18 protein-coding genes are annotated in these 26,057 nt (G+C 60.2%); 4 read left to right on the top strand and 14 right to left on the bottom strand.

Features of this window, described 5'->3' with window-relative positions; translation table 11 throughout:
• Positions 1-9: 9 nt before the first annotated feature.
• From ACKUTP_RS05335 to ACKUTP_RS05310, 6 genes are all read right to left on the bottom strand, one after another.
• Positions 10-3,780 (bottom strand): DUF4430 domain-containing protein, encoded by a 3,771-nt coding sequence (locus ACKUTP_RS05335; RefSeq protein ID WP_409063714.1) that lies wholly within the window; start codon positions 3,778-3,780, stop codon positions 10-12.
• A gap of 430 nt (positions 3,781-4,210) precedes the next feature.
• A complete protein-coding gene (locus ACKUTP_RS05330; RefSeq protein WP_117639742.1) occupies positions 4,211-5,974 on the bottom strand; it encodes an AarF/ABC1/UbiB kinase family protein in 1,764 nt (587 codons plus the stop codon).
• 8 nt (positions 5,975-5,982) lie between these two features.
• On the bottom strand, positions 5,983-6,399 hold the full coding sequence (locus ACKUTP_RS05325) for a hypothetical protein (RefSeq protein WP_117583986.1): 417 nt from the start codon (positions 6,397-6,399) through the stop codon (positions 5,983-5,985).
• 147 nt (positions 6,400-6,546) lie between these two features.
• A complete protein-coding gene (locus tag ACKUTP_RS05320) occupies positions 6,547-8,070 on the bottom strand; it encodes a C69 family dipeptidase (protein WP_409063713.1) in 1,524 nt (507 codons plus the stop codon).
• Positions 8,071-8,425: 355 nt separating this feature from the next.
• Positions 8,426-9,280 carry a bifunctional 5,10-methylenetetrahydrofolate dehydrogenase/5,10-methenyltetrahydrofolate cyclohydrolase gene (locus tag ACKUTP_RS05315; protein WP_217750906.1) on the bottom strand — a complete coding sequence of 285 codons (855 nt, stop codon included), beginning with the start codon at positions 9,278-9,280 and terminating at the stop codon, positions 8,426-8,428.
• 2 nt (positions 9,281-9,282) lie between these two features.
• Positions 9,283-9,915: a cyclodeaminase/cyclohydrolase family protein gene (locus tag ACKUTP_RS05310; protein ID WP_409063712.1), complete on the bottom strand. Its 633-nt coding sequence runs from the start codon at positions 9,913-9,915 to the stop codon at positions 9,283-9,285.
• A 460-nt stretch (positions 9,916-10,375) separates the two neighbouring features.
• On the opposite strand from ACKUTP_RS05310, the gene ACKUTP_RS05305 reads away from it, so the two are divergent.
• Together ACKUTP_RS05305 and ACKUTP_RS05300 are read left to right on the top strand one after the other, a co-directional pair.
• A complete protein-coding gene (locus tag ACKUTP_RS05305; protein WP_055310220.1) occupies positions 10,376-10,969 on the top strand; it encodes a hypothetical protein in 594 nt (197 codons plus the stop codon).
• A 305-nt stretch (positions 10,970-11,274) separates the two neighbouring features.
• Complete coding sequence (locus tag ACKUTP_RS05300) at positions 11,275-13,782, top strand: phosphatidylinositol-specific phospholipase C (protein ID WP_409063711.1); 2,508 nt, start codon at positions 11,275-11,277, stop codon at positions 13,780-13,782.
• 169 nt (positions 13,783-13,951) lie between these two features.
• Here ACKUTP_RS05300 and ACKUTP_RS05295 read toward each other — a convergent pair whose 3' ends face one another.
• On the bottom strand, positions 13,952-14,221 hold the full coding sequence (locus tag ACKUTP_RS05295; protein WP_409063710.1) for a hypothetical protein: 270 nt from the start codon (positions 14,219-14,221) through the stop codon (positions 13,952-13,954).
• A gap of 204 nt (positions 14,222-14,425) precedes the next feature.
• Here ACKUTP_RS05295 and ACKUTP_RS05290 point away from each other — a divergent pair, with 204 nt between their 5' ends.
• On the top strand, positions 14,426-15,439 hold the full coding sequence (locus ACKUTP_RS05290) for a YhcG family protein (protein ID WP_409063709.1): 1,014 nt from the start codon (positions 14,426-14,428) through the stop codon (positions 15,437-15,439).
• A gap of 423 nt (positions 15,440-15,862) precedes the next feature.
• Here the strand turns inward: ACKUTP_RS05290 and ACKUTP_RS05285 are convergent, their stop codons facing one another.
• Entirely contained in the window at positions 15,863-17,200 is a 1,338-nt protein-coding gene (locus ACKUTP_RS05285; protein ID WP_409063708.1) for a hypothetical protein, read from the bottom strand.
• A gap of 218 nt (positions 17,201-17,418) precedes the next feature.
• On the opposite strand from ACKUTP_RS05285, the gene ACKUTP_RS05280 reads away from it, so the two are divergent.
• A complete protein-coding gene (locus tag ACKUTP_RS05280; RefSeq protein ID WP_409063707.1) occupies positions 17,419-18,600 on the top strand; it encodes a cation diffusion facilitator family transporter in 1,182 nt (393 codons plus the stop codon).
• Between the two features lie 12 nt (positions 18,601-18,612).
• Here ACKUTP_RS05280 and ACKUTP_RS05275 read toward each other — a convergent pair whose 3' ends face one another.
• The 6 genes from ACKUTP_RS05275 to ACKUTP_RS05250 form a co-directional block, all read right to left on the bottom strand.
• Complete coding sequence (locus ACKUTP_RS05275) at positions 18,613-19,602, bottom strand: hypothetical protein (RefSeq protein WP_409063706.1); 990 nt, start codon at positions 19,600-19,602, stop codon at positions 18,613-18,615.
• A gap of 179 nt (positions 19,603-19,781) precedes the next feature.
• Positions 19,782-21,449 (bottom strand): formate--tetrahydrofolate ligase, encoded by a 1,668-nt coding sequence (locus ACKUTP_RS05270; protein WP_117769535.1) that lies wholly within the window; start codon positions 21,447-21,449, stop codon positions 19,782-19,784.
• A 144-nt stretch (positions 21,450-21,593) separates the two neighbouring features.
• Positions 21,594-22,661, bottom strand: a complete 1,068-nt coding sequence (gene ruvB, locus ACKUTP_RS05265; protein ID WP_409063705.1) for a Holliday junction branch migration DNA helicase RuvB — start codon at positions 22,659-22,661, stop codon at positions 21,594-21,596.
• Positions 22,661-23,281, bottom strand: a complete 621-nt coding sequence (gene ruvA, locus ACKUTP_RS05260) for a Holliday junction branch migration protein RuvA (RefSeq protein ID WP_271736621.1) — start codon at positions 23,279-23,281, stop codon at positions 22,661-22,663. The genes ruvB and ruvA overlap by 1 nt, the downstream gene beginning before the upstream one ends.
• A complete protein-coding gene (ruvC, locus tag ACKUTP_RS05255) occupies positions 23,281-23,802 on the bottom strand; it encodes a crossover junction endodeoxyribonuclease RuvC (protein WP_022095142.1) in 522 nt (173 codons plus the stop codon). The genes ruvA and ruvC overlap by 1 nt, the downstream gene beginning before the upstream one ends.
• Before the next feature lie 242 nt (positions 23,803-24,044).
• The gene (locus ACKUTP_RS05250) at positions 24,045-26,030 is read right to left on the bottom strand and encodes a hypothetical protein (RefSeq protein WP_409063704.1); all 1,986 of its coding nucleotides are present in this window, start codon (positions 26,028-26,030) and stop codon (positions 24,045-24,047) included.
• Positions 26,031-26,057: the final 27 nt, after the last annotated feature.

Raw genomic sequence — 26,057 nt, 5'->3', positions numbered from 1 at the left:
AACCCTCACCTACCGACGTTTGGTGAACACGAACACGTCAACGATGGCGAGACCGATGACGCCGGCGGCAACGCCAACAATAGCGAGCGGGTTGGTGCCAGTCTCCTGCTCGGAAGCACTAGAGGACTTCTTAGCAGTGATCGTAGAAGCAGCACCCGTATCGGACTTGGAATCGGACTTCTTGTCGGACTTCTTGTCGGACTTGCTGTCCTTCTTGTCAGACTTGTTGTCAGACTTCTTGTCGGACTTCTTGTCGGACTTGTTGTCCTTGGTCTCGGTCTTGGTCGACACCGTCGTCTTGGTCACCGGCTTCTGGCCCGGGGCAATAGCGCCGCCCTTCGAGCCGGAGCCGGAACCCGTGCCAGCGCCAGTGCCAGCACCGGAACCGTTGCCAGCGCCACCATTGCCGCCATTGGAACCAGCACCGCCATTACCGCCAGGGTTAACAGCATTCTTGGTCCACTTGGCATACAACGTAAGGTTGGCCGTCACCGGCGTGCTAAAGTCATACGCCTGAGTGCAAGCCTCATCGGTGAACCAACCGCCGAAAGTGTAGCCATCGCGCGTCGGATCGGCCGGCTTGACCAGCTTGCCATCGGCCGTAGCAACAAACTTAGTGTCGCAAGCAGACCCGCCGTTGGAGTTAAAGGCAACCGTCCAAGACTCGACAGCTCCAAGTTTAAACAGCGTGCCCGAATCATTAATGTAGTAGAGATTGCCAGAAGCATCGGCAATGACCGGAGAGTCACAGTACTGGTAATGGCCAGCCGCATCATAAATCTGCGTCGCCTCTGCATCGCCGAGCGTATAGCGATACACGCCACCACCAGCAGAGTAGTTGACGTAATCCTTGCTATCCGCGCTGTTAACGGTGAAGTACACATAGGTCTTGCCGCCCTGAACACTCACCAGCGGAGTAGCAGCAATACCGTTGAGGCCAGCCGGCAGCGCCTTGCCGTCGGCAGCAGCGACCATCGTGGTCTTACCCGTCTTCAGGTTATAGAGAACCAGAGCAGAGCCAGTAGCCGTCTGTCCGCCGACAATCAGATTGTCACCAGACACCGCAGGGGCGCTCAGATTATTCGTAAGGCCCAGATCAACCGTCTTCTGTTCACTCAGCACGCCCTTCGCCGAAAGCGAAATCACATGGAGCTTTCCGTCGTGCGTCATCTGATAGAAGGTCGAACCATTGGACGGATCGGCAATGCAATCGGCATTTGCGACAGCGCCGAGCTTCATGGTCGAAACGACATCGCCCGTCGTCTTATCAATGCACTTAAGCGTACCCGCGCTCGTAGGAACGATGGCATACTTATCCGTCAAAGCCGCACCAGTCCAGTAATAGCCCTCGGCAGGGTCGATGTTCTGCCAAGAAACTTCGCCCGTGGTAATCTTAATGCGCGCAAAGGAGCCGTTGCCGTAGGTCGCGTTGTAATTCTCGTCATACGAAATATCGACCGAGCCTACATAGACGTACTCGCCGTCCGAAACGACGGTGCAGGAGCTCTGCGTCAAGTCCGTCAAACCAGGCGTCAGCCACTTGCAGATCAGCTTGTCTGCAGTAATCGCCTGGACCGCACCGCCGTTGAGCGGAACGATGATAAGGCCATTGGTATAGATCGGACGAGAGGTATAGCTCACCTTGGAGGCAAGCGGCGCAGAGGCAACCTTTTTGCCCGTGGACGAATCGATCTTAATGAGCTCGTTCTCGGTCGCGATGTACACAAAGCCGTTAGCAATGGCAGGCTCGCTGCAGTTGGCATACTGCTGACCAGACTCGGCCTTCCAATCGAAGGCCCACTTAAGACCGGCGGCCTGCGCAGGCGTCTTGGAATCCGTTACGGTCGAACCGTTGCCACTGTTGCCGTAGCCGGCCCACTCGGCATCCCAATCAGGAGTCGTCGCGCTCGGATCCACGACAATCTTGTCGGGATCGGGCATGGGCGAATTATCGGTGGTATAGGCAAGCGTGACCTTATCGCCGCTCTTGAGCTTGACCTGGTTGGCGCAGAGAGATGAGAACTCTCCGTTGATAAACAGACGCCAATATTTCTTGGTCGCACCATCCCAGCCATACGGCTTGTGATCGAACGGCGAAGTAATGGAATTGAGGAACCAGTAAGCACCATTCTGGGAGGCGTTGTAATCAACGCCCTTCGCCTTCAGAACCGTCTCAATGAAATCCTGAGCCGTGGAGCCTTCGGGCAGAGAAACATTGCTTGCCGTGCCCCAACGCGTATTGTTCCCGTTGACATCGGGACCGATAACATCGACAGACCCAAGAACCTGGCCAGGAAGGGCATCGGCGTCAGCACCATACATAAAGGTGACGGCGTCACCGTCTTGGAGTTCGTAGTTGGCGGCACCGACCGTGGCGGGCTTGCCATTTACATAGAACTGCCAATAATTACCGGTCGCAAAATCAGACTCATAGGTCTTACCGTCAAGCGGCGAGGTAATGCCCCTAAGGTACCAACCCCAAGACTCTTCTGTAGCTTTGAGTTTAAGACCAGTCTGCTCCAACAGGTCCTTAGCAGTAGAGCCCGCCTTGAGACTCGTCTGGCCCGTCGAAGCCCAAACCTGCTGCTTGCCGTCCTTGTCCTTGCCAAGCACCTGAACGGAAGCATGGACAGAATCGGACGGCAACTGGTCGCCCCAGCCACCGTAGAACCACGTGACGGTATCGCCAGCATGGATGGTGACATTGTCCGCCGTATAGTCACTCGACTTGCCGTTGATAAACAGCTGCCAATAGGTCGAATAATCTTGGGGCGTACCCAGCTCAACACCGTTGTACTTAAGGCTCAGAATGAAGGAGCCCGCAGCAACGGCGTCAATATCATTCGCCTCAAGCGCGACCTTCGTAAGATCAAGCGCGCTCGAACCGGACGTCACCACATACTGCGCGTTGTCGACCCAGGTCTGAGTCTTGCCCTGGGCATCGCGACCAATGACGGTCACATTCGCAGCAAACTGGTCCTTAACGACAGGGGACGCGCTACCACCCGTAAAGGCAAACTCAATCTTCTGCCCCTGGGTGAGTTTGACGCTGCTCGCGCCAACCGAGGAAGACGCGCCGTCGACGAACAGCTGCCAGAAGGCATGAGTCGCCGGATCGTAGGCAAGCGTGCGGCCATCGCTCGGGGAGGTGATGCTTTCGAGGTAGAAACCGTATGCCGTGTTCGGATCGTACTTCGCCTTGAAGCCCGTCTTCTCCTGCAGCTTAATGAAGGCATCCGCAGCCGTCGCGCCCTCGTCGAGCTTGAGCTGCGTAGGCGCCACCCAGGTCTGAGCCTTGCCGTCGGCATCGGTGCCGATAATCGAGAACGAGACCTCGATTTGCTTCTTGACGACATCGCCAGTTTCTGTCGGGTTCTCTGTCTGGACGGCAGCCGCGGCGGCAGATCCTGCTTGGCCAGCGGATGCCGTCGAAGACTGCTCGCTCGTGGCAGGGCTCTCCCCCGTCACCGAACCTGCGTCGCCAGTTGCTGCCTCTGTTGTGGCGGCACTAGCTGCAGGCGCGCTCCCGGAATCTGAAACCTCGGCGCCGCTCTGCTCAGCGGCACCGCCCGCAAGCGCTGCGTCCTCGCCCGGCATCGCAGCCTGAGCCACAGCCTCGGCAATGCCCTCGGCGCCCTCGGCCCACAGCTGAGCCGGCGTGGTGCCAAAGGCCATCGCGAAGGCCAGGAATGCCACCAGGCCGCGCTTGGCTACGCCGCGTGCAATCGCGCCACGGCGATGCAGCGAGGCGCGCTCGCGCTCGTCCTCAAACATATCCATTTGTCCCCCATTGTCTGTACTTGGAGCGTTGCCTTGAGGCCGCCCCACGTCATCGCGCATGTTGCGCTCGAGTTCCCCCATCGGGGCCCCCTTCCCTCCAGAGCCCTATGCACACCGGCGGCATACGCCGCAGCCGCATACAAGATGGGAGGCGATCCGACTTAACCTTAACGACTCGGGCACGTCGTCCGATCTGCGACGCGAACATCCCGAGCCAAGAGGAATTACGGTTACTGGTACAGCCGGGGACTTGCACCCCGATTCTCCCAAACGCGCAGGAAAACCGCGCATTCGTGCGTCTCCGCACCACCATCTAGGCCATCGATTATTACCGTCAGCATGGTATCACGCAAAAGGGCCTCACACGCAGGCGAAGCCCAAGGTAAAAGCTATTGTTTGCGATAGAAAAATGCGGTGACGGTCGCAGCCTCTAGTGCTTGCCTCCGTGGCTGTTGAGCCAGATATTGCGGCCCAGCATAAGCGCCAGCACCAGCGCGCTCACGTAGCCCATAAAGCCAATGACCGGGATACCAAACACAACCGGCTCGATGCGTGCGTAGTACACCACCGACGAACCGATAAACAGGCCGGCGATAACGATAGCCATCGACATGCGGTCGATAATTCCGCCCAGCTGTCGCAGTGCCTTATCGCTGCTCATGATCTGCGTGTTCACCTTAAGCTGGCCGCGCGTAAGCATGCGCGAAGCCAGCCCCAGGTACTCAGCCGCCTCGAGTGAGCCCTTCGCCGCGCGATAGCTGCTCGCGGCAAGATCGCGCCCCATGTCGCGCACGCGCGCATAGGTGCTTTTCTCGTTTTTAATGTGGGTTTGGATGATCTGGATCATGTTGACGTTGGGCATGTACTCGGTCAGCAAACCCTCGAGCGTCACCATGCCGCGCGCGAACATCGTCACCACGCTCGGCAGCTCAACGTCATTCTTACGCGCGAGGTTTAACAGCGAGGTCAAAAACTCGCCGATATCCAAATCCTTCAGGTCAAGGCCCGCAAAGTCAGCCACGATAAAGTCAAGATCGGACAAAAACGCTGAATGATCGAGCTCGGCCGAATCGCCACGCGTCACGGCAAAGCGCATGAGCGAATCCTTGAGCTTTGGCACGTCGCCCTCGGCCACGGCGAAAATCATGTCCTTTACGATACCGCGATCGTGGCTCGACATGCGTCCGACCATGCCCAAGTCGATAAAGTAAACGATGCCGTCCTTGAGGATGATGTTTCCCGCATGCGGGTCGGCATGGAAAAAGCCGTCATCGAGCACCTGCGTCGAGTAGTCCTCGACAATCGCGGCACCGATCTTTTCCAAGTCATAGCCCTCGGCCACCAAGCGTTCAGGATCGGCGATCGAAATGCCGTCGACGTAATCCATAACCACCACGTGCTCGGTGCACAGGTCCAGATAGGATTTAGGGCACGTCACGCCATGAACGCTCTTATGGAACTCGTAGAAGTCGTTAAGGTTTTTGGCCTCGGCCAAAAAGTTGGTCTCCTCGCGAAACGAGGTCCACAACTCCTCGACTACGCCGTGCAGGTCAACGAATTGATCGGTGTTGACGAACTTGGAAACGATACGCACCACCGAGCGGATGATATCGATGTCCTGTGCCATAACCTGCTGCGCACCGGGGCGCTGCACCTTGACGGCCACGTCCTCGCCCGTCACCAGACGAGCGCGGTGCACCTGCGCGAGCGACGCGCTACCGAGCGGATTGGGGTCGATCGCATCGAACATCTCCCCCAGGCGCAGGCCGTATTCTTCTTCCAGACAACTGAGTACGACCTCGTACGGCACGGGCTCCACGTCGGAGCGCAGACGACGCAGCTCGTCGCAAAAGCGTTGCGGCAGGATCTCGGACCGGTTGGCCAGAATCTGCCCCATCTTGACGAACATGGGGCCGAGTTCCTCGAGCAGGCGGCGCAAACGAACCGGCGTGAGGTTATCCCACACGCGGTACTTTTTGACCAGGCGAACAATCTGCCCGATGCGCTCACGGCGACCCGCCGGCGTGAGCTGGTATTCCTCGTCCGGCGCCATCGCGTCGGGCTCCTCGGGCACCATATCGACAGCGCGCGGCTTCTTGCGAGCGCCCGAGACGGCGGCGTCGACCTCATCGACAACCGCCGCCTCGTCACCCAAGGGATCTAGATTGTTGTAATCGGTGGTGGAATCTGCCATCTGCGCTGCTACTCGGCCTCTTCGGTATCCTTCGCATCGTCGGGCTCAACGGACTCGACGGGCACCGAGGTCACGTTGTCCTCGACCGAATCGACGATGTCGCGCACATGGGCCAGGAAGGCCGTGCGCTCGGGGGCGGTCATAACGCGGACACGGGCAAGGATGAGCTCGTCAAGCACGCGCTGGGCCGCGGTCTCGCCCTGCATGCCCAAGCGCTCGGTCAGATCGGAGATGGTACCGCCGGCCTGCTCGAACATGTCGGACACACTACGGGCGATATCGGGGGTGGCGGTGTCCTTGCGGACCTGCTCGCCCTTGGTGTTAAGGTCGTCGAGGACCTTCTTGCCGCCTTCGACAGCAACGGCGGCAGCGCCAAAGCCCACGTTAATGGCGCCGTTAACAAGCTGATCGAGTTTCATAACCATGGTTATCTCCAATCACAAACAACTGCATTGGCGTTCTTGTACCCAAGATTGGGCGAACGACACAAAATCGTTTGTCGCCGGAATAGAAATCGAGCGGGGCAAAGCCTTTGACGGCGTTTGTCCCGCTCGTTCGCTGCAATGCGGCTTTTACCTTACGTTGTCGTTCATCGCGAAGGAGTTCTTCATGGCGCAGCTCGTGGTGTAGAGTACCTTGCCCAACAGAGCATCGGTCTCCACCCGCACGCGCTCGGCAAACTCTTCGTTGGCGCGGGCGAGCTCGGCAGGTACCTCGGCCTCGGGCAGGGCGGCTACGACAGCGTCAACGTCGTGAATCTGCTTATGGCCCATGCCGCCGACCTTCTCCTGATAATCCTCGACTGCGCGACCGCACTCATGGAAGCGAACATCGGCCAAGGCGCCGATCAGGCGATTTGCCCAATAGAAATTCTCGGACGTCACGCGAGCCTGCGTGTCGGCATAGTACTCGGGCATGGTCTCGACATTGGCGTACAGCGGCACGAGCGCGTTAAACGAGTTGGAGCCAAACGCCATCCATTGCACGGCGCGATACGCCGGCTGCGAATAGGGGCGCAGCTGCAGCACGGCGAGCTGGCTGTTGCGGTTGATGCCGATGGGACGATAGGCGCCGCGCGTGGCGGGCGTGCCCTTGCTGCCGTAGCAGTCGTACTCCGTGCCCTGGTAGTGGCTCGAAAGCACGTACTTGATGTCCTCGATGGTCACCTTGCGCTCGGGCACGCGGCTCCAGGGGATGTCATCGCTCTCGGGCGTGTAATCGGCGTCGGGACCGTCCCACACATCGCTGGGGTTGAGGCAGCGCTGCATGTACCAGGCGCGCGGCGTGTTGTAGACGTGGTCGCTGTCGCTGTGCGAGCCAAAGGGCTCGCGCGGGTTGAAGACCGTCGCCGGACCGTCGCCCTCAACGCCCAGCGTCAGGTCCAAATGCCACTCGGCCATCCAGGAGCGCAGGTCGGCGGAGCACATGTGGTCGACCTGAGCGCCCTCGGCGTCGTCCAGATCAAAGCTGTCGATACCCAGCTGGTTGGGCATGGTCACATAGGCGTCGTCGGGCACGCGCTTGGCGATCCAGTGGTGGCCGCCAATGGTCTCGAGCCACCAGATCTCGTCAACGTCACTCAAGGCGATGCCGTTGTTCTCGTAGGTACCGTAGCGCTCGAGCAGGTCGCCCAGAATGCGCACGCCGTCGCGGGCGGACTTGGCGTACGGCAGCACCAGGGTCACCATATCCTCCTCGCCCAGACCGCCGGGCTGCGCCGGCACATAGCCGTCCTCGCCCTCTTTGCCCTTGGCTGGCACGTAGTCCACGAGCGGATCGGCGCCGCGGACGCGTTCGTTGGTGGTGAGCGTCTCGGTTGCGGACATGCCAACATTGACCTCGTTGAAGCCGGCCTCGGCCCAAATGCCATGACCGGGGACAACGTCGGGGACGCTTGTGTAACGCATGGGATTGTCGGGCAGCTCAACGGTCAGGTGGCTCAAAACGCTCGTGTAGACACGCGGCTGCTCGTCGGGGTGCACAACACGCATGCGCTTGGGCTCAAACACCCCGTTGGACGAGTCCTCGTTGCGGGCGACCAGCGTCGACCCGTCATAGCTCGCGTTCTTACCAACCAAAATCGTTGTGCACGGCATGTGCATCCTCCTTGAGCGAAGAAATCAAACGGCAACAGTGTATCGCTTCGGCGCAAAAAGGGCGAAACAGCCGCCCCGGCAACCCCCGTGGTCAAAAAATGCCAAATATGAGTACTGTCACAAATTTAGTGGCAGCAAATTGCACTGTTCCGGGCGCCGGGAATCCTCACCTGTCCAAAAACTGAGTCTAGTAATTCCCCATACGTCCAATAAAATTGGCTCTTTAACGATATTACTTATCGCTAAAGAGCCAAAATGATCTCAAACATATGTGACTAACTTGGCAACAGTACTCATATTTGGCATTTTTTGACCACGGGGTATCTAACCAACCCCCTAAACAGCCTCCAAACGCCTATTTTACCGCGCGCTCAGCCGCCTCGATCACGTGCTTGGCGAGAATTGCTGTCGTCACGGCGCCCACGCCACCCGGCACGGGGGTGATTGCGCCAACAACCGGCTCCGCGGCATCAAAATCGACGTCGCCGACCAGCTTGCCAGCGGCTTCGTCCCAATTAATGCCAACATCGATAATCGCCTGGTCCTCGCGGACCGCATCTGCGCCAATCGTGCGCGCGCGTCCAACGGCGGCAACCACAATGTCGGCAGCACAGCACTCGGCGGCAAGATCGCGCGTATGCGTATGGCACGTCGTCACGGTTGCGTTGCGCGCCGTAAGCATGGCGGCAACGGGGCGGCCAATTACCAGTGAGCGTCCGACCACAGCAACCTTGGCCCCATCCAGCTCAACGCCGTAATGATCCAGCAAAGCAAGCACGGCTTCGGCTGTGCAGGGGGCAAAACCCTCGCCGCGCCCCGAAAGCGTGGTGAGCAGTGAAGCCGGCGTCATGGAGTCAACGTCCTTGGCGGGATCGAGCGCTGCGGCGACGGCGTTCTCGTCAAGGCCGGCGGGCAGCGGGCGGAACATCAGACAGCCATGAACAGCCGAATCGGTATTGATGTCCTCGACGGCCGTCAACAGCTCGTCCTGCGAAACATCGGCAGGAAGCAAAACGCGGCGAGCCTCAATGCCAACCTTCTCGCAGCGCTTGAGGGCACCGCGCTCGTAGGATAGGTCGTCCTCGCGTTCACCCACACGCACGATAGCAAGCGTCGGAACAACACCGCGTTCGCGCAGCGCAGCGCAGCGGGCAGCGAGCTCCTCAGTCAAAGCGCGGGCGACGGGAGCACCCTTCAGTAGCTCAGCCATGGCTATCCCCTCTTTCTTGCAGCGTCGGAGGCGCGGCGCGCCAGCGCATCGGCGCGCGGCAACCATGTGTCGAGCAACTCATCACACGCGGTCTCGAGCTCCTTAGCACGAACGCGATCCTTCATAGACGTGGTGTTCGCAAAGAGCGTCAAGCTCGCGCCCTGCATGGCGGCGCGGCAGAATACGGCGCCGCACGCCACATCGGACAGCAGCTGACGCGAACCCTTGTCGGCCATGTCCTCGAGCAGCGCCAGTGCGCGCCCGCAGGCATCCATAATGCGATACGGCGGCATAGCGGCCACATGCAGCGCATCCTGAATCGCAGCCGGTCGGGCCGGGTCCTCACGCGGAATACCGTACGCAGCGGACACCTGGCCGTACGCACGAACGTCCTCGGCGACCAGACCCACAAGCTCCTGCGCCAACTCGTCTGCCTGGGCAAACGCACGCGTCAGGTCATCCGCACGATCAGCAAGCGCGGGATTGGTCGCACCGTAGCGGGCAACCATTCCGCACAGCGAGGCGCCCAGTGCACCTACAAAGGCGCTCGCGCTACCGCCGCCGGGAACCGGCTCGCGTGCGGCAAGCGCCTCGGCAAACTCTCGACATGTTTTATCCATCATCTCTTGGCTCATACGCACGCACCTTCAAGTCATATACATCGGTCGGGTGGCAACCGCCGACCGACCGCATCAATCACATAATGGTGCTAAGTCTAGCCCATAAGTACATGAGCGTCAGCGCACCTGGCCATCGCGGATTTCTATGACGAACGATAGGCGTCGGCACCGCAAACATGGGACACATGGCCCACCTTTCGAGACTTCCGGACGTCAAAAACTGAGGCATATCTATAAACAAGGAACCTGTTGGGGCAACGCCCACGCACGCGCGCCCCATTAAATCAACGGGCACCTCACCCCGGGGAGGGCCGACAGCACCAGCCCTCCCCTCTTTTGCGCCCGAACATATTGCCACTTAACGGCGCAAATCCGGCCCTCAGAATGGGACACATGGCCCACCCTAGCGAGCCGTCCACGCGTACAGTAAAGACAGGTAATCCATGGGCGGTTACAGATCGAGGAGGACACGACCATGAAAAAGAAGGCCTTTGCGATTCTCACCCTCTGCATCAGTCTCTTTGCCGCAGTTGCCCTGGTGGGCTGCGGTGGCAGCGGCGACGCTACCGGAAGTGGCGGTGGCGGCGGGGCAGAAAAGCCAGCCGTGGATATGAGGACCGACTTCATTTGGTTTAAGGTCGAGGTTCCCGAGGGCGTCGAGATTACCGACGTTGCCGGCGACACCGCCGACAGGGCCCAGTTTAAGTTCACCGAGAGCGAGCACGCCAGTGATCGCTTCATCCCCGTCTTCGACTCTGACAAGAACGCCGACGAGCTGTTCGACTACGAGGCAAAGTGGAATGCCAGCTTTGAGTGGACCGAGAATGACCCCGTCAAGTACAACGGCAAGACCTGGCGCAACGCTTCCTACACACACTCGGGCGGCGTGACGACCGAGTACTTCACCGACGTTGACGGTGGCAGCGTGTATGTGCGCATCGACAACGTCGAGGAGCACAAGGACGCCGTCGAGACCATGATGAAGTCCCTGGAATTTGCCGATGACATCGCCGAGGCCAAGACCGAGGCCATGGACGTCAAGCTCGACGATATCGAGATCAAGCGCTAAGCGACTGGCGAGCGCAACGGAAAACACGGTCGCAGTGCAAACAAGCGACGGTACCCCAGCGCTTCGTACCCAGGGAGGGCCGGTAAACCGACCCTCCCTTTCTTATGCCTGTAGCCGACGAACGCGAGGATGCCGGACGTCGGAACCGCCCCAAATGTGGCAACAGTACGAAAACGACAAACGCCCCAACACGTCCGCCCGCCGATTTATTGTGCCGCGCAGACAATTAAACCAGCATCTTTAAACATCTGAGCAGTATAGTGACCAAAACTATCGCATAACCGCACTCTGCGAATGGAGAAGTTATGACCGAACATCACGCCATCAGCCGCCGAGCATTTACGTTGGGCCTTGGACTCGCGGCGTTGTCGCCACTTGCAAGCCTGCCCGAAACCGCCATGCTGGGCATTAGCCCGCGGGCAGCCTTTGCGGACGGCACGGCCGGGCCAGCAGTCAGCCTCGACAATTTCGTCATTCGCCTTCGCCCCGCGGGCTATTTTCGTACCGCAAGCGTTAACGAAGACGGCAACGTCATCGGCAACGTCTGCCATCTGTTTAATGACGGCACGTCCAGCAAGCTCATCCTTGAGAACGTAACGACCAAGAATGACGATACAAACTGGTATGCTATCCGCACCCTGCTCAATTTCGAAGAGCACAAGAAGACGGGCTACAGCATTTGGTCGGTCGATGGCGACTCGGACAAAGACGGAAAGGTCATCCACGTATGGAGCGGCGAGTATGACAACAAGCCCAGCCGCTCTTTTGCGTTCGAGCGGCAATCAAACGGAACCTATATCATCCGAGACCGCACGGTCGAGAAAGAAACCGAGAAAAAAGACATTAAGTACCTGGCAATAGAATCGAACGGCGAAGACCAGGACAACAATAAGATCTGCCATAAGAGTAAGAGTAAGAGCATTCCGTGGGAGCTCGAACTTATCGGTTACGACATGAAAAAGAACGATGCCACGGTTAGCAGCCTCGACTGGATTACGTACAGCAGCTACGTCGACGGACCATGTTGGATGAAATACGTCGACGACGACAAGTACCTCGACGAACTGAGCATCCCGGGTACGCACGATTCGGGCACCTGCAGCGTGGACAACGACACTGAGCCCCAATCCTCGCAAGTAAAATGCCAGCAGGATTACATTCCCACGCAGTTGCTCGAAGGCATTCGCTATTTTGATATCCGGCTCGGAAAGGGCGACGACCCCGGTATCGACCACGGGGATTACTACCTGCTCAAAAAAGACGCGTACTTTATGCATCTTTCCGATGTCATAGGCTACTTCAAAACGTTTTTGAACGAAAACCCGACAGAAGCGCTCATCATGCTTGTATCACGAGGCAACGACGAGGCTACCGACGAAAGTGTTACGACGGCTTTCGCCAAGGTTTTGGACGACAACCCCAAACTGTTCTATACGTCGAGCCGAATCCCCACGCTACACGAGGTGCGTGGAAAGATCGTTCTGCTGCGTCGATTTAGGCTCGCCGGCAACAGTGTAAGCGGCCACACGTGGGGCCTCGACCTTACCGAATGGGATGACAAGATCAAGGCTCACTCCGACAGCGCCACTATGTGTCTCGTCCAAGACGCGCGGGGCTTTGAAGCCGCGGGGGAAACAGGCGACAAAGAGCCCTATTGCACCAAGGTATACGCCCAGGACAAGTACAAACTCACGGGAACCGACAAGCTCAGCTGGGTCGATAATGCGCTGAAGGAAACGACCGGGCGCACGCGCAACAAGGTGGACGTCGTGGACGATGACGGGGCCAATGTGCCAGTCCAGGAGCGTTGCTGGTCTATCAACTACACCAGCTACACGGGCTTGTCGCACGGAGGCAATCCTTTTACCTCGGCACGAGTGGTCAACGAGCATCTGTATAAGAGCCCGTACATCAACCCCAGCGACAACAAGGATACGAAGTCAGATTACCTCAAGCACATTGGCATCATCGCATCCGACTTTGTTGATGCGGCGCTGGCCCGGAGCATCTACCAGCGCAATTACGATTACGATGCACAGCACAAGCAGACAGCTTCGTACTACCTCCCGACCCGCATGCGCATGACGTACGGCGACTCGCTGAGCGACGCCTCGCTCCAGGACGGCAAGACCGTTGGCGAGGGTCATTTCCGCCTCGTCGACAGCAGCAACGTACTCAACGTGGCGGCTTCGGGCCATGCGTTTGCCATCGAATATGTGGATGTCGACGCCTTGGGCAACGAGACCGTTACGGAGCTGCGGGGCTCCGTGCCCATCGATATCGATCCACGCGCGCTGACGCCCCATTTTGAGGGACTCGAAGGCCTTAAGGCCGGCGAAGACGTGCGCGCCAAGATTGCGGCATCACTCGAGGGCAAGCTCGAAACCGATGCCTGCACGGCCCAGCTCGAGTTTGTGCACGATGCGGACGGCGCTCCGGGCACGGCAATGGCCGAGGGCGAAACATTTGCCGCAGGAACGTACTGGGTGCGCGTGAACGGTCTCTTGGGCGACGCGGCGCAGAACTACACGCTCGCCAGCGACGGATCCGCAAGCTTTACCGTAGCGGCCTCGGGCAGTGCGGGCGGCACCGGCAACGGTACCGGCGGCGGCAACGGCAACGATGCCGCCACGGACAGCGCCGACAAGAACGGCAAGGGCAACAAGAGCAAGGGCTCGGGCGAGAAGCTCGCCGGCACGGGCGACGGCTCTGGCATCGCCGCCGGGCTCGCCGCTGCCGCCGTGGCGACGACGGTCGCCGGCGCAGCAATGCTTGCCAGTGACCGCGAAAACAACGAAGGCGCTAGCGAATAGGCAAGCCGGTTTTCAGACGCATCGGCTCAATCAGGGGCGCGGAATACCGTTCTGTGCCCCTATTTTTGACATGAAGGGGTAGCGCATAAAGGACGCCTCGCAGGTTGAACGACCAGCCACCGTGCCGCCAGATGCGCGGGCGTAAGTCTGGCCCGAACGCCGACGTCGGCTACATCACCATGTTCAGCGCGTTCACAAATTCCTGGGCCTGGGAGCGGTTGCTCAGGCTAAAGACACAGGCAGTCAACAACCTGTTGCGCAGAAAAACATTGCGGCCCTTGATCCTGTTAACGCCCGTGATGTCCTTAAGGTTGACAATCTCGATATGCTTGCCGCCGAAAGTGCCCTTCTTGAGCACCTCGATGCGGTTGGGGTAAATCCTGACGTCTTTAAACCCGCCCGAACCTTTGTCCTGGAACAGCAAAGTGTTGTTATCCATGCGTGTCACTCCCGCGGGGTTCGCTAAAACTGCCTCTATGGCCACATTTTAGTCACCGCAAGGCTCCCATGCGAAGGTGCCAGACAGCACAGCAATTCGTGTCCGCGCGAGGCTTTAAACTAAATGCGATAAAGATGCATTCCACAAGAGGAAAGTGGGGCGACAGTGATGGGCGAACTGGTAAACCGTGGAGAATCGGTAATCGTGCCAGAAGTTTTTTACAAGCAGGTTTCCTCGATTCTCAACGCCGCTCGCGACAAGGCCTATACCGCCGTTAACTTTGCGATGGTTGAGGCATATTGGGAGATCGGCAAGAGTATTGTTGATGAGCAGGGCGGAGAGGAGCGCGCAGCATATGGAGAGGCATTGATTGCAGGCCTCTCCAGAAGGCTTACCGCGGATTTCGGAAGAGGCTTTGGCATCGCAAACCTTCGCAATATGCGTCAGTTCTTTCTTGCGTTTCCAATTCGCGACGCACTGCGTAGCGAATTGAGCTGGACTCATTACCGCAGGTTGATGCGCATTCCCGACCCTAATGCTCGCGCCTGGTACATGAACGAATGCGCCGATTCTCGTTGGAGCACGCGTCAGCTCGAGCGTCAGATCAACACCATGTTCCGCGAGCGCCTGCTTGCCAGCAAGGACAAGGAGGCCGTCACCCAGGAAATCCAAGAGAGCGCCCCGGCTCGTCGCGCCGAGGATATCATCCGCGATCCATATGTACTGGAGTTTTTAGGTTTCTCGGACGATACTGCGTTTCGCGAGAGCGATCTAGAGCAGGCGCTCATCACACATCTTCAGAAGTTCCTGCTGGAGCTTGGCCGTGGCTTCGCTTTCGAGGCGCGCCAAAAGCGTATCACCTTTGATGGGCGCCATTTCTATATTGACCTTGTTTTTTACAACTATCTGATGCGCTGCTTCGTGCTCATCGACCTTAAGACCGATGACCTTACGCATCAGGACCTGGGCCAGATGCAAATGTATGTGAACTACTACACGCGCGAGCTTATGAACGAAGGCGACAATCCGCCCATAGGCATCGTGCTCTGCGCGGACAAAAGCGATTCGATCGTCGAGTACACGCTGCCCGAAGACAACGACCAAGTGTTTGCCGCCAAATACCTGCCGTATCTTCCAAGCAAGGAAGAGCTGGCGCGCGAGCTGAGTGCCGAGTACCGCGCCATCAATGAAGCGTCTAATGGCGAAGCGCAAGGGTAGCAGCACGTTGCGACCGAAGCCACCGCAGCCGTCGCAGGCGCACTCGCGGTTGCGACGCACGCTACGAAACAATACCGGTCATGGACGCCGGCAACGACATTCTAGCCGTGGCTGGCGAGCGTGACCTGACAGGCAAAGACGCGGCCTTCGTCTGATGTGGGCCCATTGGCTGCCACAGAAAAGGGCCGGTTGCAGCCGGCCCTAGACGATAATACCTGCGTTGCCCGCGCTTCCGAAGTGTGACTAGCTGAAGAGCGGGTTCCGCGGCACAATCTGATTTTACCCAGTGAGGAGGCTCTTTTGCAGCCGCTCCACTGTTTATTTACATCTGGCACCCTCAAACAATCAGACGGCAGCCCGCACTCCTGAGAGCTGCCCCGCACCCCCGGCCATCACCTTACGGCAACAACCGGTGCTACTCCCCTACTTCCCAAATAGCGCACCCAGCAGACCGCGGCGTTTGGGCTTCTCCTCTCGGTAGGAACCCTCGACGGCGGCTGCAACCTGGCGCGGTTGCTCGCCGCCTCCACGGCGCACGATCTGGTACAGGAAGGGCGATTTAACGTATTTGACCTCGACGGGCGTGGCGTGCACGGTGCTCTCGCCGGACAGATGCAGGCTCGGGCTGAGCGACGCCACGATATGCGTTTCGCGCTTGTCGCTAAACACCACCGCGGCCGCGCGGCCCGTCTGGCCGTTTACGGCAATGCGCACCTGCTCGCCATCGCGGCCGTCTGTCGCCGGACGATCGACAAAGTAGACCGGCACCATCACCAGGCCGTCCTTATGTTTGCGGGCCTTGCGCGCCCACATGCGAATGCTCTTTTTATTGAGCCCCAGTACAGCCTCGGCGTCGTTGCCCGCAACGTCGAGCGCCAACTTATCAATGACCACCTGGTCCTTGGTAGACGCACCGACTGAGACAACGCGAAAGTCACCTTCCTGCATGGCGGGATCGAACGGACCGACCTTGGCAAAGTCCCACGGCTCCAAAATGCCCATGAGGCGAACGTCCAGGTAGTTTGCCCTGGGGTATGCCCAGTCGAGCACCTCGTAGTACACCAAGGCCTCCTTGCTCAGGCCCTTGCCCGGGAAGCTCGCCATCATGCGCAAGTCCGCCAGCGCCATGGGGAAATAGAAGAGCATCATGTCGTTTTGGATCGCGTCTTCCACGTCGTGCCCGGCAAAGGCATCCGGATACTGGCGCACCAGCTGCAGCGCGTTGGCACGTGCCTGCTGCGGCGAGATTTCGCAGGGAATACCCTGCTCGGGCACATACTCCGCACCAACGCCCATGGTCAGGCGCTTGCTGAAGGTACCGGGCTTGAGCAGGTCGGCAATGCCGATCTTGTTGCCGCAGGACGGGCACTCAAACACACGCTGCGTTGACTCGCCCTCAAAGGACGCTCCGCAGAAGGGGCAAGGAATGCTCACATGCGTGGCCTCTTGGAACTCCTGCGCCGTGCCGCGATCCTCCCACAGCAGATGTTCCAGGACCGACTGATTGCGCCAGTGCGCATTGAAGAAATACCAGTCCGGGTCCTGCGGGCGCTCGAGTTGCGACACATGCGTGAGTTTGAGCAGTCCATCCACCACCGTCAACGGCGTATGGCGAATACCCAAAGCGCTCTTGGGCTCTCCGGCGTCCGCCTGCCACGGAACCACCGTGCCGCAATAGGCGCACTCAAAGCTGCGCTTAGCCTGGTGCGAGTACATAGGGCCGCCGCAGTTTTGACATTTAATGGCAAACATCTCGTCCATGGAAACGTCCTCCTTTGCACAGGGGCTGTCGACATTAAGTATGTCGAGCAAGCAGGCACATGCCCATACCCATGTGGCCCAAAATGGACCACCCAGGCAGACGAGAAGGCTCGTTCGTTAGCACCGGCAGACTATTGCTGCATTTTCTGAGCATCGGCGCACGACGCCCCCGCGCGAGCTACACTATCCCCTTAAACATGATTGTGAGGACGACCGCTATGCTATTTGTTAATCGGCTGGTACATACACTTGTTCCCGGCAGCGAGGGCGAGCCGGTCGATACATCTTGCCGTACCAACGCGGGCTTTGCCGCAAGCCTCATCTGCATTGGCCTCAACATCACCCTGTGCCTAGCCAAGGGCATCGCGGGTCTGCTCGCCGGCTCGGTCTCGCTTATCGCCGACGCCTTCAACAACCTCTCCGACGCCTCGAGCAACATTGTGAGCCTGCTCGGGTTCCGCCTTGCCAGCCGCCCGGCCGACGAAGGTCACCCCTATGGCCATGGCCGCTACGAGTACCTCGCCGGTTTGTTTGTCGCCGTCCTCGTTTGCGCCGTCGGCATCAACCTGGCGCTCGAGTCCATCGCCAAGATCATCAAGCCCTCCCCCACCGCCTACACGCTGGTCTCCCTAGCCGCCCTCGTCTTGTCCATGCTCGTTAAGCTCTGGATGGCCGCGTTCAACCGCACGCTGGGCGACCGCATCGAGTCGGAGACGCTCATCGCTACGGCGCAGGACTCCAAAAACGACGTCATCACCTCGGGCTCGGTCTTGGTGGCGGCGCTTATTTCGCAGACGACCGGCTTTGATCTCGATGGCTGGGCAGGCCTGGGTGTGGGCGTCTTCATCTGCATCAGCGGTCTGGGCCTGGTGCGCGACGCCATCAGCCCGCTGTTGGGGCAAGCGCCCGACCCCAAGCTCGTCCAGGCAATCCGCGACAAGATCATGTCCTATCCGCAGGTCTTGGGCACACACGACCTCATGGTGCACGACTACGGCCCCGGTCGTCAGTTTGCCAGCGCCCACGTGGAGATGCCCGGCGAGGGCGACGCGTTTGAGCACCACGAGATTCTGGACACCATCGAGCACGACATCAAGCGCCAGATGGGCATTGGTATCACGCTGCACTGCGACCCCATCGCGACAACCGGCGATGACTTGCGCGGCTGGGTCAAGCGCGGCGTCATGCAGATCGATCCCGCGCTCTCCATCCACGATCTGCACGAGCACGACGGGTTCGTTTCGTTTGACCTGGTGCGTCCCGACGGCTTTGACATATCCGACGAGGAGCTGCTGGAGCTCGTCACGCGCATCGTGCACGAGCGCCGACCCGATGCCTCATGCGTCGTTACGTTTGACTCGGGCTTTAGCTCGCCCGACCGTCCGGCCGAGCAGCTGTAGCCCACTTAACAGCTAGTTTCCCTGCGCGCCCGAGATGCCGTTTTGTAGGGCGTTCCAGGCATCCGTCGCCATGTCGCCCAAGTTCTGCGCGGTATCGCCCAGATTTTGTGCCGTATCGCCCAGCTCTTGCGCCTTGTCTCCCAACTCCTGCGCCTTGTTGCTCAAGTCCTCCAGCGTATTGGAGCTCGAGCTGTCGGTACCGCTTTGGCCGTCGGACGAGTTGCCCGAACTGTTCTTGTGCGTGAGTTGAATTTCGAGGTTGCCGTTGTCGTTATAGTAGGCAGAAGTAACGACCCAGTTGGCATCGACGACGGGCGTTGAGCCATCATCAGTCAGGACCACGGCATTCGAAAGATCGGCGCCGCGCGACTTGAGGATCTTCTTGGCGTTGGACCAGTACTGCCCCGGGATATCACTCAGATCGACGGTGCTAGACGAGGCGGACTCGGTTTGCTCGGCAGCGGTATCGGCCGTTGAACTCCCTCGCTTGTTGAGCATGCCCGACACGATGGCAAACACAACCGACAGCGCAAAGAAGATCGCCAGCACGATGAGGATCTTCTTAATCACGCTCGACGAACGCGACGGCGTCTCTTCCTCGTCCTCGCCATATTGCGGAATCGACTTGGGGTACTCGCGATACGGCTCGCGCGACTCGTAGCGAGGCTGCGCCGTGCGAGGCATATACGTCGTCTGCTGAGGCTGCGGAATGGGATTTTGCGGCAGGTCATCATAGGGATTCGGCGTCGAGGCAGCATAAGAATCCTGCGGCGCGTAATCAAACGGATCCGGAGCTGCATTGCCATAGGGGCCTTGCGAAGATGCAGCGTAAGGGTCCTGCGCCGCGTCGCCATAGCCCATAACTCGTGTGGGTTCGGCAGACGTCTGCGTCGCGGCGGGGTCGGTATAACCGGGGTTGGAAACAACGCGAGTCGCATCGGCGCTATCGCCAGCCTGCGCGGAACCGTAGCCGCCCATCACGGTCGTCTTGTCCTGGTCCATGCAACGTTTCCTTTCCGTCGCCTGCAAGCATCAAGTTATCCATGCATTCTACCCGCGCAAAAGCCTATGATGGGCAAAGCCCGCCGGTATCTACAAGACATGCGCGTGCCTAAGGATCAAAAAGCCCCGCCGGGCCTTGTGGGCGCGACGGGGCGGGCTAGCAGCTATGGACAGCAGGCTTAGAACAGGCCGGTGATGTCGCCGTCGTTGTCGACGTCGATGTTTTCGGCCGCGGGCACCTTGGGCAGACCAGGCATGGTCAGAACACTGCCGGTCAGCGCGACCACAAAGTGGGCGCCGGCAGAAACCTTGAGCTCACGCACGGTGATGCGGAAGTTCTCGGGAGCGCCCAGGGCCTTGGCGTTGTCGCTAAAGCTGTACTGCGTCTTGGCGACGCACACCGGCAGGTTGCCAAAGCCGTTCTCGCGCAGCTCGGCGAGCTGGCGCTTGGCGGCCGGCGTAAAGTCAACGCCGTCGGCGCGGTAGACCTTGGTGGCAACGGCCTCGAGGGCATCAGCGACATCAGCGCCGTCCTCATAGGCAAACTTGAGCTCGCTCGGCTGCTCAATCAGACGCATGACCTCATCGGCAAGCTCGAGCGCGCCCTCGCCGCCCTTGGCCCAGACCTCGGAAAGCTTAACGTTGACGCCGAGCTTCTGGCACTCGGACTCGATGAGAGCAAGCTCGGCCTCGGTGTCCGTCGGGAAGCGATTGATGGCGACCACGCAGGGCAGACCATATACGTTCTGGATGTTGTCGACATGACGCAGCAAGTTGGGCATGCCAGCCTTGAGTGCCTCGAGGTTCTCCTCGTTGAGATCGGCCTTGGCGACGCCACCGTTGTACTTAAGCGCACGAGCGGTAGCGACGATCACGACGGCGCTGGGGCGAACGCCCGTCATGCGGCACTTGATATCGAGGAACTTCTCGGCACCCAGGTCGGCGCCAAAGCCGGCCTCGGTAATGGCAACATCGCCAAAGCGCATCGCCATACGCGTGGCCATGATAGAGTTGCAGCCGTGGGCAATGTTGGCGAAGGGACCGCCGTGGACAAACGCGGGCGTGCCCTCGAGCGTTTGCACCAGGTTGGGCTTGAGCGCGTCTTTAAGCAACGCGGCCATGGCACCCTGGGCCTTGAGGTCGCGGGCACGGACGGGCTCGCCGGCATAGCTGTAGCCGACAACGATCTCGCCCAAGCGCTCCTTAAGATCGTTGATGCTCGTGGACAGGCACAGGATTGCCATGACCTCGGAGGCGACGGTGATATCGAAGCCGTCCTCGCGCGGCACGCCCTGGGCCTTACCGCCAATGCCGTCGATGACGTGGCGCAGCTGACGGTCGTTCATATCGACGACGCGCTTCCAAGTGATGCGTTTAACGTCAATACCGAGCTGATTGCCCTGCTGGATGTGGTTATCGAGCATGGCGGCCAGCAGGTTGTTGGCAGCACCGATGGCATGGAAGTCGCCGGTAAAGTGCAGGTTGATGTCCTCCATGGGAATGACCTGGGCCCAACCGCCGCCAGCGGCACCGCCCTTGACGCCAAAGACGGGGCCGAGCGAAGGCTCGCGCAGGGCAACGGCACTCTTGACGCCGCGACGACGCAGGCCGTCGGCCAGACCGATGGTCGTGGTGGTCTTGCCCTCGCCCGCGGGCGTTGGGTTGATAGCGGTCACGAGGACGAGCTTGGCCTGGTGATCAGTCGGCTCGTTGAGCAGTGAATAGTCGACCTTAGCCTTGTCGAAGCCGTACGGAATAAGGTGCTTAACGTCGACGCCGGCGTTCTTGGCCACCTCGGTAATAGGCAGCGGCGTGACAGAACGTGCGATTTCGATGTCAGTAGGCATGGGCGGTCCTTTCGTTACCGAATGAGAAAAAGACCAATTCAGCATAGCACGGGCGCGCAATAGTAAAACGCCCATAACCGATGAACGGCGATATGTTTACCCGATGCCCAGCGATAGTCCAACAGCCCGCCAAAACAAAACGCCCTAAACGGTAGGTTCAATCCCCAGGTGCTCAAAGGTGCGGAGGGTTGCCTGACGGCCCTGCGGCGTACGAATCATCAATCCGCACTGCAGCAAATAGGGCTCATAGACATCCTCGAGCGTGCCCGGGTCCTCGCCCACCGCGCTGGCAAGGGTCGTAAGTCCCACGGCGCGACCGGAGAACGTCTTGGCGAGCGTCTCCAAAATGCGAATATCCATCCAGTCCAGACCGAGCTCGTCGATCTCGAAGAACTCGAGCGCCTGGCGACAGATATCGAGCTCGATGCGGCCGTTGCCGCGCACCTGTGCGTAATCGCGCACGCGCTTGAGCAGACGGTTGGCAAGACGTGGCGTGCCGCGCGAACGCGAGCCGATCTCGAGTGCACTGGGATGGTCGATCGTCACGCCCAGGATAGTCGCCGAGCGCGTCACAATCTGCGCGAGCTCCTCGACCGTGTAGTAATCCAGGCGATATGAAATGCCAAAGCGGTCGCGCAACGGGCCGGTCAACATGCCTGAGCGGGTCGTTGCCGCCACCAGCGTAAACTTGGGGATATCCAGGCGAATCGAGCGCGCCGCCGGACCCTTGCCAATCACGATATCGAGGGCAAAGTCCTCCATCGCGGGGTACAGGACCTCCTCGACCGAACGGTTGAGGCGGTGGATCTCGTCGATAAACAGCACATCGCCCGGCTGCAAGTTAGTAAGGATGGCCGCCAGGTCGCCCGTGCGCGCGATGGCAGGGCCACTCGTGGTCTTGATCTGAGCGCCCAGCTCGTTGGCGATAACGGTGGCCAGCGTGGTCTTGCCCAGGCCCGGAGGACCCGAGAAGATCACGTGGTCGAGCGTCTCGCCACGGCTCTGCGCCGCTTCGATCAACACGCGCAGGCTCTGCTTGATGTGCTCCTGGCCGCAGTAATCGTCCAGGCGCTGAGGGCGCAAAGTGCGGTCGACATCGAGATCCTCGGCCGTCAGCTCCGAGCCCACCATGCGCTCGCCGTGCGCCATGGATGCCGCCGGCGAGTTACCGGGCGTCGCCCACAAGTCCTGAGAGTCATCGGCTTCCCACATCACGCATCCATTCCGAGTCGCTTAAGCGCCGCGCCGAGCAGATCCTCGACACGCATATTCTGCCCATCATACCCGCTCAGGGCAACATCGGTCTCCTGCGGACTAAAGCCCATGGAAAGGAGCGCCGCACGGGCATCATCGATCACCGAGGGAGCGGCAGCGGGCACGGGCATCGCAACCTGTCCGGGAATCACGTCGACCGGCACAAAGCCCTTATCCTTGGCAAAGGTGCTCTTGAGTTCCAGGATCAGGCGCTGAGCTGTCTTTTTGCCCACACCGGGTACCTTGGCCATGCCCTTGTCGTCCTCGGCCATCACCAGCGAATACAGCTGCCCCACGGTATAGGTGGAAAGCACGGCAAGCGCCAGGCGCGGGCCAACGCCCGAAACGGACACGAGCCGGTCGAACATCATGCGCTCATCCTTTGAGGAAAAACCGAAAAGTGTCATGGCGTCCTCGCGCACCTGCATACGCGTGTAGAGGCAGACCTCGCCACCGGGCGTCGGCAACGTGGCCGCAGTGCTGCCCGAGATGCCGAGCTCAAAGCCAACGCCCGACACATCGACGACAGCAGAGCTCATCGTGGCCTCGACAAGCGTTCCGTGGAGCTGGGAAATCATCAGTATCCGGTTCCTCTCTGTTGATAGAACTCGCCACCGGTGAGGGCGCGGGTGCGGCTGAGGTTTACGTGGCAGATGGCGCAGGCCAGGGCATCGGCGGCATGGTCGGGATGCGGGTCGTGATCGAGCTGTGTGAGTGTGCGTACCATGTAGGCGACCTGCCGCTTGTCCGCGGCGCCAGTGCCCACCACAGCCTGTTTGATCTGCATGGGCGTGTACTCGCCAATCTCGAGCGCGCACTCCGAAAGCGCCACAAGCGCAGCACCTCGGGCATGCGCCGTGGGAATGGCCGAACGAACGTTGGCACCAAAGTAGATGCTCTCGACAGCAGCCGTGTCGGGTCGATAACGCTCAACGACATCCTTAAGGTCATGGGCGATATGCGACAGGCGCACCGCGAGCGGACTTCCGGCACTGGTCTCGATGCAGCCATAGGCACGGCAGCGAACCTCGCCACGCCGCTCCTCGATAATCCCCCAACCCGTATGAGCCAAACCGGGGTCAATGCCCAAGATAACCAAGCCGACCTCCCCTCGCCACAAGCACAGCGCAAGGCAAGGCCCCGCGCATCATTCACGAACGTCTGTTCTAGAATAACACAACGCTAGCCCTATAAGTCAGCCGAGATCGAATTGTAGGTTGAGTATACGCAAGCGAGCGCCCGCCAGAGCGAGCAAGGTGCCTTGAAAGAGGAGGGCATTGACCTGGCGGTCATGTCCGACGATTGAAAGGCAGATTGCCGCTCTGGCGGGCGCGCAGCGACCTAGTTCTGAGAGAAGAACGGGAATTGTCGGGGATCAACCGGCGGATGCGGCATCGGGCCACCCTGGGGACTACCTTGCGAGCCGCTCTGACCGCCCATCATCTTATCGATGGCGTCCTGAACCTCGCCCTCGAACTTTTTCATTCCCTCGTGCAAACGACGCTGACCGTCCTCGGAGCGCAGCTCCTCCATTTGCTCGGGCGAAATACCCAGCAGCTCGCCCAGCACGCCCATCATCTCGTTTCGCACGCGCTCGCTCGTATCCTCGTCAGCAAAACGGCGCACCTCGGCGCGCGCCAGCGAATCGACCGTCATACGCTCCTTGCCGTTAAGCCCCAGGTCGGACCACGCGAGCATATACGGCCAGGCACGCTCGGCAAACGAACGGGCCGAGACGATCGGCGCCATCGGCAACATGCGGCGGGCAGCCTCACCCTGTCGAACGAGCATCAGCAGCAGCGAGCAAGCCTCAGGCTTGCCAGCGGCCATCGGGATGTCGTCGAAAGATCGATTGCGGTCCACGTGCGCCTCGAGCGCGCCATCGACCTCACCCGGCTCAAGCCCGCCGAGCAGCTGTGCCGCGCGGTCGAGCATATCGACCGGACCGTCGAGCGTCGAGAGCGCTTGCGCCAGCACGCGCTCCATACAATCTTCCACCGCGTTGAGCGTCACGAGCTCTTGGGGCACCACGGCAGACGTGCGGTTGCGCACACGCGCCACAAACTCAAGCGTCGACAGGTACACATCGCCAAAGGGCGCGTAATCGCCCTGGTAGCCGCCGCAAAGCGCCGGCGCCGCCAGCGCGTACTCGGTTTTGGACAGCGGGCTCAGCGCCATCGCACCCAGCTCGAGCGCCGTGTCCTCCAGCATGAGGCCCAACGTGCGCGAGCGCAGACGCTCGGCATCGCCCGCCGACACGTCGCGATCGAGCACACGCGCCGCATCCGGTGCATCGCGCTCGACGGTGCGAATGTGCAGACGCTCGGCGATGGCGCGGACGGCGGCACAGCGGGCAGCCTCGGCCTCTTCCTGCGCCGGCGTAAAGATACGGTTGCGCCCCAGCACCAGGCCAATCACATTGCGCGGGCCCAGAGCGTCGACGGCCAGCGCCGCCAGCAGGGACGACGGCAAGTCACCCTCGAGTGCCACCACAGCACGCGACGCACCGTGGGCTCGGGCGTTGTCGCGCACGGCAAGCACCAGCGCCTGCCACAGCCACTCCTCGGAGCGAAACTGGGGCAGCTCATGGTCCTCCAGGGCATCGAGCATCACGCCGCGTTGAATCTCCTGAACCAGCAGGCTCTCCTCAAAGCACGGCGACTGGGCCACCACGCGCCCGCAATCGTCAAGCACAAACGATCCGCCGGTATACACCGACTCGTCATAGGCACCGACCGGCGCCATGCAGGCAAACCATACGCTACGCTTGGAGGCGATCTTGCGGTAGGCACCGCTGCGAACGGCGGCGACGGCGGCGGTCTCGCGATCGGTCATGTCAAACGCGTTGAACTGGAAATAGGCGATGAGGTCGACGCCGGTCGGCAGCATCTCGAGCTCGCGGTCCAGGTCAAACACCACAGCGATGCGCACGCCGTCCACGTCAAACACCGGAGGCGCCCAACGCGCGTCGTTGCTCTCGCCACGCTGCAAGGCAATACTTGTGCGCGCGGGCACCACGCGACCGTCTTTGAGCATCATATAGTCAAGCAGGGGCTGGCTCTCAAACGAAACCGCAGCGGGCACGATGCAGATCATATCGAGCTCTTGGATGCGCTCGGCAACGCCCGTCAGGCCCGTCAACATATCGTGCTCAAAATCGGCAGCGCCCACCAGGCTGCCCGGCATGGCGCCCATAAAGAGCGGGGCCGGAACGCACAGCACGCGCGCGCCGCGCTCATGGGCCAGGCGAGCCTGGTCCTCGATGCGGCCGCAAATGCCCTCAATGTCACCCAGGCGCATATCGATCTGTGCAAGTGCGAGCTTCATGGCCCAGCCCTTTCCGTCGTAAATCGT

Source organism: Collinsella sp. wc0529, from assembly GCF_046116875.1.
Lineage (GTDB): Bacteria > Actinomycetota > Coriobacteriia > Coriobacteriales > Coriobacteriaceae > Collinsella.
The sequence above is the reverse complement of the archived record's forward strand: the minus strand, read 5'-3'. Positions and strand labels throughout refer to the sequence as shown.

Bases quoted from the DNA above. Each gene is read 5' to 3' on its own strand.
- ACKUTP_RS05335 (WP_409063714.1), bottom strand. From the start codon at position 3,780: ATGGATATGTTTGAGGACGAGCGCGAGCGCGCCTCGCTGCATCGCCGT.
- ACKUTP_RS05330 (WP_117639742.1), bottom strand. From the start codon at position 5,974: ATGGCAGATTCCACCACCGATTACAACAATCTAGATCCCTTGGGTGAC.
- ACKUTP_RS05325 (WP_117583986.1), bottom strand. From the start codon at position 6,399: ATGGTTATGAAACTCGATCAGCTTGTTAACGGCGCCATTAACGTGGGC.
- ACKUTP_RS05320 (WP_409063713.1), bottom strand. From the start codon at position 8,070: ATGCCGTGCACAACGATTTTGGTTGGTAAGAACGCGAGCTATGACGGG.
- ACKUTP_RS05315 (WP_217750906.1), bottom strand. From the start codon at position 9,280: ATGGCTGAGCTACTGAAGGGTGCTCCCGTCGCCCGCGCTTTGACTGAG.
- ACKUTP_RS05310 (WP_409063712.1), bottom strand. From the start codon at position 9,915: ATGAGCCAAGAGATGATGGATAAAACATGTCGAGAGTTTGCCGAGGCG.
- ACKUTP_RS05305 (WP_055310220.1), top strand. From the start codon at position 10,376: ATGAAAAAGAAGGCCTTTGCGATTCTCACCCTCTGCATCAGTCTCTTT.
- ACKUTP_RS05300 (WP_409063711.1), top strand. From the start codon at position 11,275: ATGACCGAACATCACGCCATCAGCCGCCGAGCATTTACGTTGGGCCTT.
- ACKUTP_RS05295 (WP_409063710.1), bottom strand. From the start codon at position 14,221: ATGGATAACAACACTTTGCTGTTCCAGGACAAAGGTTCGGGCGGGTTT.
- ACKUTP_RS05285 (WP_409063708.1), bottom strand. From the start codon at position 17,200: ATGGACGAGATGTTTGCCATTAAATGTCAAAACTGCGGCGGCCCTATG.
- ACKUTP_RS05280 (WP_409063707.1), top strand. From the start codon at position 17,419: ATGCTATTTGTTAATCGGCTGGTACATACACTTGTTCCCGGCAGCGAG.
- ACKUTP_RS05275 (WP_409063706.1), bottom strand. From the start codon at position 19,602: ATGGACCAGGACAAGACGACCGTGATGGGCGGCTACGGTTCCGCGCAG.
- ACKUTP_RS05270 (WP_117769535.1), bottom strand. From the start codon at position 21,449: ATGCCTACTGACATCGAAATCGCACGTTCTGTCACGCCGCTGCCTATT.
- ruvB (WP_409063705.1), bottom strand. From the start codon at position 22,661: ATGTGGGAAGCCGATGACTCTCAGGACTTGTGGGCGACGCCCGGTAAC.
- ruvA (WP_271736621.1), bottom strand. From the start codon at position 23,281: ATGATTTCCCAGCTCCACGGAACGCTTGTCGAGGCCACGATGAGCTCT.
- ACKUTP_RS05250 (WP_409063704.1), bottom strand. From the start codon at position 26,030: ATGAAGCTCGCACTTGCACAGATCGATATGCGCCTGGGTGACATTGAG.